The following is a 6,794-nucleotide window of genomic DNA, read 5'->3' as shown; positions in this document are numbered from 1 at the left end:
GGCGCAGGTCGGTGATCGTGCGGATGACGGAGGCGGGCGAGAAGCTCGACACGGTGCGCATCGACAATGACCCGGTTGCTCTCGGGTTGGAGATTGCCAAGGCCGGCCCGGACCCTGAGGTGGTCCTCCACAGCAGGCAGCAAGGTAGCCGTGCTTCGGGCTGCAATAGAGCACTGGATGACATCAAACGGTGCCCACACCCCGCGTTCGGGACGAAGAGGTCGGCGTGGCTGTCGCTGCAACGTCAGTGCTGCCGAGCCGCTCGAAGGAGGTGGCCTGGTTCTACGTCAGGCCCTGCTACGTCAGGCAAGACGAGGGACGCAGTGCCGGGACGCGAGTGCAGCTCGACGAAGGCGCGGGTTGTAGCCACGACGTTGCCGTCGCACAGGATCTCCACCATGTCGCCTTGGCCCAGCCCGGTCGAACTACAAGGCCCGGACACGATCACTGTACGGCCCGTGACGTTGAAGACATGGGAGATCGCCATTTCGAAGCGCGGTTCCGGCACGAGCCGAGTGTAGGAACGACTGGGGCACAGTTGGGGCACAAGACAACATGAAAGGTCGGCAACCAGCCACCAATGACGTGAGCCCAGGACGGGCCGTGACCGGCGTGGCGACCATGCCGGCGCAGGTCACGGGAGGCCACATCTAAGTTCCGCTTCAACGTCTGACGGTGGTCGCAAACGAGCCTTGTCCGTCTCGTCAGGGCATGCCCGCGTATCGGAGTGGCAGCGGCGTTCGGGGTCGACGCCACGCCACGTAGGTCGCGATGGCGAACGTGATCAAGAGTGCCACTGCAACGAGGATGACCAACCATCCAGATTGGTCGTCGGCCTCGCGCACCCTCAGGCAAGGGTCGCTCTTGGCAAGGCGGACGCGGATGCGTTCACCGATACTCACAGCCCGGTTCGCATCGGCCGTAACGCGCAGCAGTGATTCGCAGACCTCGCCCTGATTTGTAGTGAACTGGACTGTCAGAAAGGTCCTCGCTCCGCGGTGCTCGACATCCAGCACCTCAGCGACTGCCTCTGATCCCTGACGCTCGTCCAAGACCGACCATGTGGCTAGCGCTGTGAGCACAAGCGCAAAAGCCAGGCCGAACGTCGAGAGCACCCGCAGGAAGGTTCGTCTTGGCCGTCGGCGCTGCATGATCGGACTGTAGAAGGGGTCAGCAACAGGTAAGCAAAGCCACTAGCGCGGCCAACAGGATCGACCACCGTGGCAGGCGAGGGTTGCGTCGACAGCAACGCTGACAGCAACCGACCCAGACGACAGCGGTCGCCGTCGGTTGTCTGCGGACGATTGCCTGAGGTGACGGACGCGCACAGTCACGGGCGGACGGAGTGCCCAGAACTTGTAAGCGAGATGTCGGGCAGCGGCGAGGCAGCAAAGAGGCAGCGAAAACCTCGATCAGGGCCCGTCCCAAACGACAAGGGACGCTGTCCTCCGGCCGCATCCCGACCCCGGTCGGTACGGTCCGGCAACCGTCGGCAGCTTGTATCCGCATCCCCCCGACGGGGGTCGTGGCTTTGCTCGGTGAGCGTTCCGCCGTGGTCACGGCAACCGATCACGTTGAGCGGGCGCGAGACAGGACCACCGCCGCAGCGAGGAGGCAGCCCAGGTGGCAGACCACGGTGGCAAGGAGGAAGGGGAAGTACCACCACCCGTAGAGGTCATGGGTGTACTGCTGGTGCGCGAGGTCGATCGGCGCGACAAGCGGCGTGCAGAGGACGATCACGATGATCAGCGCGGCAGCGGGAAGCGCCATCGCGATGTGCTCGTTGTGGTAGGCCCACCCCCTGAGCAGGTAGCCCAGCGCCGCGGTAGTGAGGAAGAGGGCGGCCAGGGCGCACCCGAGCAGGAACGGCAGCATGGACTGTTCACCGGCCTCGCCGGTGAAGGGAAACGCGCGGCCCTGCGACACCGCTGAGGCGAGGATCTCGTCCATCCGGGCGACGAGCACTCCGGTCACCACCACCGCCGTCCCGGGCAGGGCGGTCGCCAGCCAGACCAGTCCCAGGCCCACCGGGCGGGCACGGTGGGTGGGCCAAGGGGACGCCAGTACGGTGACAGGCACCGACCGACGCTAACAGGGCGGTGTAGGGCGACCACATGCGCTCCGGGTCGAGCGCAATTTCCCCCGGCGTTGGTCCGGGCCGGTTCCGCTCGTCGCGGGAAGCCGGAAGCAGCGCGACGTGACATCAATGGTTGACATCAACGATGGCGGCCGAGGCCGTACGAGCGCGGACGGGTCCTTGCCTCCTGCCTGAACGCCGTGGATGTCAGCGGACGCTGCGACCTTTGCCGAAAGCGCCTTACAAGCGAGGGGTCATAGCGACCGGCCGCGCCGGCTCCGGGCGGGTCGACGCGGACCAGGCCCAGGCCGTCACCAGCGTCTTCACCAATCGCGCCCGACGGGTGCAAGTCCCCACCCACTCCTCGGACTACGCCTTCAGCTCCGAGGAGTGCGGAGGGGTCTGGCTGCTTGCCGCAATGCTAAGACAGCCGCTGCTTCACCTTCCCTGGCGCCAGCCCTCGGTGGCTCCTTCGGGGCTGCTGACGGGCCGGACAGCACCGCCGGCATGACTGGCCTGGCTGACGTCACCTGTCGCCCCAGCTCCGCTGGGTGCGGTGCGCCTAGCGCCTTTTAGGCGCCGTACCGCCTCGCCTCCGGCCGCTCCCGCCGCAAGCAGCGCCGCCATCAGTGGCCATGGAGGGCGACGACGAGTCACAGCTTGTTGCCTCTTCGGAGTACGACGACGAGCCGGGGCCTCTTGTTGCCTCTTCAGGTACCTCTGCGTTGTCATTTCCTCATTGTCGGCACCCCGGGCCGGTCCAGGCGACGAAATCGATGCCTGCGGATGGCCAGGCTGACCCTGCCCGCGAAACCGACGGATGACGGACGCTCCGGCCGGATACTCCTGAAGATCAGCCATACGACTGCTGCGAGGGAGCCGGCGGGGGCGAGCTCTCGACAGGCCGTCGCTAGGCCGTCGGGTGCCGAACAGTGACCACGAACGATGACCATTAGCGACCGCGTTTGCCCAGGTCACAGCCGGTAGCCGATCTGCGGACCTGTAAGAGAGGGTCCCGCTTACCTGTAGTTGGTGAACTGCATAGGGAAGAAGGATCGCACCGCCGCAACAGCCGGTCTGTCCCGGGCGGCCGGAAGGCTGCTCTGGGCCGTCCGTGGGCCGTCTGGGCCGTCACCGGGCCGTCAAACGCCGACCAACGATGACCGACGGCGACCAGCAGTACCCGAAGAAACAGCAGGTCAGCCGCCATGTGGAGGCGGCTGACCTGGTGGGCGACGGACGGGTCGACCTGTACGCCGGATTCTGATCAACGTATGGTCCCCGTCATGGCCGACGAGGTTGTGCTCCGCATGGACCGCGTAACCGCCCGGTACCTGGCGGACATGTTGCACAACGTTGGCGAGCACCTGGCGGCGGGCCAGAACATTGAGCCGATGTCCACGGACGAGAGTCAGCGGCTCGGGCAGGTGCTCCGGGACCTATGGGCGGCCCTCGACGGCGGGTTTGGGGCACACGCGGGGCACAAGACACCGTGAAACGTCGTCAACCAGCGAGCAGCCATGGCAGCCCGAGACGCCGTGTGAGCACGTGTCGGACAGCATCGCCGCTGGTAGCGCGGCAGCGGCTCTAAGTTCCGCTTCAACGTCTGGCGGTCGCGATCTTCTGCGGTAGCGCCGTTGAACCGAGAGCGTGGAACGTGGTTTCACGCTCCGAATCGTCGAGCGCGGGCCGAGTAGGAGCGCAGGGCACGGAGGAAATCAATCTCCCGGAAGCCGGGCCAGTACACGTCGCAGAAGTACAACTCGGAGTAGGCGGCCTGCCAGAGCAGGAACCCGGACATGCGGCGTTCTCCGCTCGTGCGGATGACCAGATCGGGGTCGGGTTGACCGCCCGTGTACAGGTGCGCCGCGAGATCGTCGGCCGTTAGCCGCTGTGCGACGTCGTCGAGTGTGGCGCCCAGTTGTGCCTCCTGCTCCAGCAGGGAACGAACTGCGCTGACAATCTCCTCGCGGCCGTCGTAGCCGATGGCGACTGTGAGGTGGAAGTTGGCACCGCGTTCGCGGGTGGCGTCTTCCGCGAGTTTCAGGGCGTGACGTGTCGAGTCGGGTAGGACGTCCGCGCGGCCGGCCAGGTGAAGCTGCCAGGGGTTGGTCGGGTGGAGGAGCGGCTCCGCGACGACATCCTCGATCATCCGCATCAGGTTCTCCACCTCCTCGGACGCCCGCTTACGCATGTTGTCGACGGAGGCGACGAACAGAGTGACGTGGTGGATGCCCATGTCGGCACACCAGCCCAATACCTCGTGGATGTGTTCCGCGCCGTATCGGTGGCCCACCCCCGGGTCATCGAAGCCCACCTGCCTGGCCCACCGGCGGTTCCCGTCCATCACCATCGCTACGTGCCGTGGCAGCGACTTATCGGCGAGCTGCGTGCGGAGGTGGTGGGCGTAGAGCCGGTAAGCGGCACGGCGTATGGGCTGCATCATGATCGAATGAAAGCACCCTAGTGGCGCTGGTGTTGGCCCGGGTGCTCATGCAGGAGGCGAGGACGGGATTGATGACTTTCGCCCGGGGCGGGTCGACAGCACCGCTGACAGCAACCGCGCCTTGTAAGCGAGACGTCAGAGCCAGGCGGAGTCAGCCGCGAGTCAGCAAACCGCTCGCCATGCGACGACGACGGGCGGAACGAGCGACACGCCGGCCGTGCGTGCGCGCATCCGACGCGGTCTTTTGACACTGCCTGACAAGCGCGACCAGGCTCCCCCCAGCGGGGTTCGGCTCGGATCGCCTCGCGGGTAGGCCCTTGCACGATTCTGCGATCGTTGGCGGCAGAGGTTAAGTTCCGTTCGTGTCGACCCTCGCAGGTTCGAGGCAGGTTTGGGGGGTCAATGGATGTTCTTGCCCAACAGCTTCCAGCGCTGGTCGGCGTGATTGTGGGAGCCGTCGCGTCTTACCTCGTTAGCAGTGCAGGAGAGCGAGCACGATGGCGACGCAGCCAGCGGGTCCGCTGGGACGAGAGTCGCATGCGGGTGTATGCCGAATATGGCGCATCCGTCAAGCGGTGGGCCTACCTGTCATGTCGCATTGCGGCAGCGCGTGGGTTCGACCACTCCGCGGTCCACCTGGCCCCGGAAGAGGGACTCCCGCTCTTGGCTGCAGCGGAGGACGATCGTGGGGCGCGGTGGGAATCGATGCTGCTATTGGGCAGTCCGGAGGTTGTTGCTGCTGCACGTGACTGGCATCAAGCTGTCCACCGTCTCGATTGGTACGCACGAGGGCGGTTGACGGATGCCGAGCAGTGGCGGCCGGCGATTCGGGAGATGGAGAAGTACCGCGACAAGTACTACGAATGTGCACGAAAGCACCTTGGTGTAGGTGGTGGAATGCTACCGCCGCCGGCATGGCCTCCTCCTTGGGTTCCCAAGATCGGGACGTGATCCAGCAACCTCAGCTTGAAGCCCGAAGTGCAGGCGGTAACCCGGCTGCTCCTCCCCTGGTGAGGGTCGGCCTGGGTCGCCGACGGAACGGCTGTCGACAGCAACGCTGACAGCAACGCCACCGGACGGCGGCACACTGACGCGCGCTGACACCGAACGAGGCTCTGAGCGTGCAGCCGTTGCCGGACGCGCGCGGACGCCACGCACAGAGCTTGTAAGCGAGACGTCACCTTGGTCCGCTGTCTATTGCCTCTCTGTGACGAGGAGGTCGATGGCACTCCGCGGCTTGAGGAAAAATGCGGTGAAGCCGGCCGCTCTCGCCCCTGCCGTGGCCTCAACCGTTACGACGTCCCCGGACTGAAGCTGAAGCTCAAGCGGTGAGCTTCTGAGCCAGTCCAGGCGGGCCTGAATCTCGTGTGTTCCCGGCGGCACCTCGACCCGAATCCGATCGAATCGTCCCACCTTAGCCGCGAGGGAACCGTCAAGGTAGAACTTGAACTTCCGGCCTGAGCCCAGGAAGTCAAATCCTCTCACCAGGATGACCGTAGGCACCGGGTGACCCACCTTTCCTTCACGAACCTAGATGGCCTTCTATGGGGGCTGGCTGGTTCATGGGACGTTACATCCATTGAGCAGCCAAGGGAGCAGCCAAACCGGCGAGCAGTAGTGAACGAGCGCGGACGCGGACACCACGTCGAGCAGGACGACCAAATGGCTGACCAGCGCCCCGGGACTGACTCGTAATGCGTAGGTCGACGGTTCGATTCCGTCAGGCGGCTCGGCACGGAAGCCCAGGTCAACGGCCTGGGCTTCGCCGTTTCCCAAGGTCGATCACGTCGCCGGTGGCGGTTCGAGTCCTTAAATGGTCCTTGTCCCGCTCAGCGAACGCCTCGTCCAGCCGGTTGGCGACCGCGTCCAGGTCGTCACCGAACAGGCCCGCGTACACGTCCAGGGTCATCGACGCAGAGGCGTGCCCGAGCATCCGTTGTATCGCCTTGACGTTGGCGCCCGCCGCCACGGCTAGGCTCGCGGCCGTGTGCCGCAGGTCGTGGGGAGTCAGCCCAGCCAGCCCGACCGACGCTGCTGCTGGCGCGAAGACCCGTGTTCGGAAGTTGGTGTTACGCAGCGGGCCGCCGTTCGGAGCGGTGAACACCAGCTCGTCCCGACGCTTCCCGGCGACGTGCGCGGCCAGCTCGTCAACGAGGAACCGCGGAATGGGCACCGACCGGCGCTGGTGATTCTTCGGCGTGCCCTCGACCAGCTCCCCGCCAACCTCCGCGAACGCCACGGCGACCGTCACCGGACGTCGCAGCAGATCCA

General features: G+C 65.8%; 6 protein-coding genes. 1 reads left to right on the top strand and 5 read right to left on the bottom strand.

Annotation, left to right across the window (positions count from 1 at the left end; genetic code table 11):
* Positions 1–704 precede the first annotated feature (704 nt).
* Together NCC78_RS25480 and NCC78_RS25475 are read right to left on the bottom strand one after the other, a co-directional pair.
* Positions 705–1,115, bottom strand: coding sequence for a DUF3592 domain-containing protein (locus tag NCC78_RS25480; RefSeq protein ID WP_250797612.1), 411 nt, complete (start codon positions 1,113–1,115; stop codon positions 705–707).
* Positions 1,116–1,569: 454 nt separating this feature from the next.
* A complete protein-coding gene (locus NCC78_RS25475; protein ID WP_250797611.1) occupies positions 1,570–2,079 on the bottom strand; it encodes a hypothetical protein in 510 nt (169 codons plus the stop codon).
* Between the two features lie 1,284 nt (positions 2,080–3,363).
* On the opposite strand from NCC78_RS25475, the gene NCC78_RS25470 reads away from it, so the two are divergent.
* A complete protein-coding gene (locus tag NCC78_RS25470) occupies positions 3,364–3,573 on the top strand; it encodes a hypothetical protein (protein ID WP_250797607.1) in 210 nt (69 codons plus the stop codon).
* Between the two features lie 167 nt (positions 3,574–3,740).
* On the opposite strand, the gene uppS is transcribed toward NCC78_RS25470, so the two are convergent.
* From uppS to NCC78_RS25455, 3 genes are all read right to left on the bottom strand, one after another.
* Positions 3,741–4,523, bottom strand: coding sequence for a polyprenyl diphosphate synthase (gene uppS / locus NCC78_RS25465; protein ID WP_250797606.1), 783 nt, complete (start codon positions 4,521–4,523; stop codon positions 3,741–3,743).
* Between the two features lie 1,194 nt (positions 4,524–5,717).
* Entirely contained in the window at positions 5,718–6,026 is a 309-nt protein-coding gene (locus tag NCC78_RS25460) for a hypothetical protein (RefSeq protein WP_200215205.1), read from the bottom strand.
* 244 nt (positions 6,027–6,270) lie between these two features.
* On the bottom strand, positions 6,271–6,794 hold a 524-nt coding region (locus tag NCC78_RS25455), incomplete at its 5' end, for a tyrosine-type recombinase/integrase (RefSeq protein ID WP_250797599.1).

It is taken from the genome of Micromonospora phytophila (assembly GCF_023656545.1).
GTDB classification, from domain to species: domain Bacteria; phylum Actinomycetota; class Actinomycetes; order Mycobacteriales; family Micromonosporaceae; genus Micromonospora; species Micromonospora phytophila.
Note: the sequence above shows the minus strand (reverse complement) of the source record. Positions and strands in the feature narration are given on the sequence as shown.

Excerpts from the sequence above, each read along its gene's own strand:
- NCC78_RS25470 (WP_250797607.1), top strand. The coding sequence starts at position 3,364 with ATGGCCGACGAGGTTGTGCTCCGCATGGACCGCGTAACCGCCCGGTAC.
- uppS (WP_250797606.1), bottom strand. The coding sequence starts at position 4,523 with ATGATGCAGCCCATACGCCGTGCCGCTTACCGGCTCTACGCCCACCAC.